This window comes from Mycobacterium sp., from assembly GCF_035603715.1.
Lineage (GTDB): Bacteria > Actinomycetota > Actinomycetes > Mycobacteriales > Mycobacteriaceae > Mycobacterium.
The window spans coordinates 1-2,542 of the sequence record NZ_DATNJW010000453.1 but is presented as its reverse complement, the minus strand read 5'-3'; the positions used below and the strand labels follow the sequence as shown (position 1 = coordinate 2,542).

At 69.8% G+C, this 2,542-nt stretch carries 3 protein-coding genes; all 3 read left to right on the top strand.

Features of this window, described 5'->3' with window-relative positions:
- The coding region (locus tag VN856_RS18685; RefSeq protein WP_325691703.1) for a lysophospholipid acyltransferase family protein at positions 1-565 on the top strand (565 nt) is incomplete at its 5' end.
- 33 nt (positions 566-598) lie between these two features.
- Complete coding sequence (locus VN856_RS18680; RefSeq protein ID WP_325691702.1) at positions 599-1,777, top strand: cysteine desulfurase family protein; 1,179 nt, start codon at positions 599-601, stop codon at positions 1,775-1,777.
- A partial coding sequence (gene mnmA, locus VN856_RS18675) for a tRNA 2-thiouridine(34) synthase MnmA (RefSeq protein WP_325691700.1) occupies positions 1,778-2,542 on the top strand: 765 nt, incomplete at its 3' end.

Below are 2,542 nucleotides of genomic sequence, written 5' to 3'. Positions count from 1 at the left end.
GGTTCTGGTGGTCAGCCCCCACATGTCCTGGCTGGACGTCTTCGCCATCGGGGCGGTGCTGCCCGGGTCGTTCGTCGCGCGTGCCGATATGTTCACCGGTCGCGCGGTCGGGGTGGTGGCCCGCATTTTGAAGATCATTCCGATCGAGCGGTCGAGTCTGCGGCGGCTGCCCGGGGTTGTGGACACCGTCGCCCGCAGGCTGCGGGCCGGCCAGACCGTAGTGTGCTTCCCGGAAGGCACCACCTGGTGTGGCCTGGACTCCGGGGCGTTCTATCCGGCGATGTTTCAGGCCGCGATCGACGCCGGCCGTCCGGTTCAGCCGCTTCGGCTGACCTATCACCACGTCGACGGCAGCGTATCGACGGTCCCGGCCTTCGTCGGCGAGGAGACACTGCTGGGATCGATCCGCCGGTTGCTCGCCGTGCGGCGGACGCTGGCGCGGGTGCACGTCGAATCGCTGCAGTTACCGGGGACCGATCGGCGCACCCTGGCCGGCCGCTGCCAGTCCGCCGTGGGGGTGGGACGGTCCCGCCACCCTGGTCACGGCCACATGCTGGTGGCCTGAGCAAACCGGCGAGCCGGTATTCTGGGGCGCGCCATGGTCTACCTCGATCACGCCGCCACGACCCCGATGCACCCCGCCGCCATCGAGGCGATGACTTCCGTCCTCGGAACGGTCGGCAATGCCTCCTCGCTGCACACCAGCGGCCGGGCGGCCCGGCGGCGCATCGAGGAATCCCGCGAGCTGATCGCCGACAAGCTGGGCGCGCGCCCGTCGGAGGTGATCTTCACCGCCGGCGGCACCGAGAGCGACAACCTGGCCGTCAAGGGCATCTACTGGGCCCGCCGGGACGCCGAGCCGCGTCGCCGCCGCATCATCACCAGTGAGGTCGAACACCATGCCGTGCTGGACTCGGTGAACTGGTTGGTCGAACACGAGGGCGCCGAGGTGACCTGGTTGCCGACCGCCGCCGACGGCTCGGTGTCGGCTGCGGCGCTGCGCGAGGCGTTGCAGGGTCACGACGACGTCGCGCTGGTATCGGTGATGTGGGCCAACAACGAGGTCGGCACCGTGATGCCGATTGCCGAACTCGCCGCCGTTGCGGCCGAATTCGGGGTCCCGATGCACAGCGACGCCGTTCAGGCGGTGGGGCAGCTGCCGGTCGAGTTCGCCGCCAGCGGCCTGTCGGCGATGAGCGTAGCCGCGCACAAGTTCGGCGGTCCGACGGCCGTGGGTGCGCTGCTGCTCCGCCGCGACGTCGCGTGTGTACCGCTGGCGCACGGCGGTGGGCAGGAGCGTGACATCCGTTCGGGCACAGCCGATGTCGCGGGCGCGGTCGGCATGGCGACCGCCGCCCGGATCTCGGTGGACGGCCTCGAGGCCAACAGCGCTCGGCTGCGGACGCTGCGGGATCGCCTGGTCGGCCGGGTGCTGGCCGACATCGAGGACGTCACCCTCAACGGAGCACGGGACCCGCGGCGACTTCCCGGCAACGCCCACTTCACGTTCCGCGGCTGCGAAGGCGATGCGCTGCTGATGCTCCTGGACGCCAACGGAATCGAGTGTTCGACCGGATCGGCGTGCACCGCCGGTGTCGCGCAGCCGTCCCACGTGCTGCTTGCGATGGGTGCGGATCCGACGAGTGCTCGCGGATCTTTACGGCTCTCCTTGGGACACAACAGCGTTGATGCCGATGTCGACGCGGTGCTGCGGGCGCTGCCCGGGGCGGTGGATCGTGCGCGACGGGCCACGCTGGCCGCTGCGGGGGCTTCGTAGGTGAAGGTTCTTGCTGCCATGAGCGGTGGCGTCGATTCGTCGGTGGCCGCCTCCCGGATGGTCGAAGCCGGACACGACGTGGTCGGTGTGCACCTGGCGCTGTCCACGGCACCCGGCACGTTGCGTACCGGCTCGCGGGGCTGCTGCTCGAAGGAGGACGCCTCCGACGCGCGCCGCGTCGCCGATGTGCTTGGAATCCCGTTCTATGTATGGGATTTCGCGGAGAAGTTCCAAGCCGACGTGATCGACGATTTCGTCTCGTCGTATTCCCGCGGCGAGACGCCCAACCCGTGTATTCGCTGCAATCAGCGCATCAAGTTCTCGGCGTTGTCGGCGAAGGCCCTTGCGCTGGGCTTCGACACGGTCGTCACCGGCCACTACGCGCGCTTGTCCGGCGGGCGGCTACGCCGGGCCGTCGACCGGCACAAGGACCAGTCCTACGTGCTGGCGGTGTTGACCGCCGATCAGTTGCGCCATGCCGCGTTCCCCATCGGGGACACCCCCAAGCCGCAGATTCGCGCCGAGGCCGCCCGGCTCGGCCTGGCGGTCGCGGAAAAGCCGGACAGCCACGACATCTGCTTCATACCGTCCGGGAACACCCGGGCCTTTCTGGGCGAGCGCATCGGAATTCGCCGTGGCTCGGTGGTCGATACCGACGGCGCGGTGCTGGCCGAGCACGACGGCGTGCACGGCTTCACCATCGGCCAACGTAAGGGCCTCGGCATCGCCGGCCCGGGACCCGACGGGCGCCCGCGCTACGTGACG

Excerpts from the sequence above, each read along its gene's own strand:
- VN856_RS18680 (WP_325691702.1), top strand. The coding sequence starts at position 599 with ATGGTCTACCTCGATCACGCCGCCACGACCCCGATGCACCCCGCCGCC.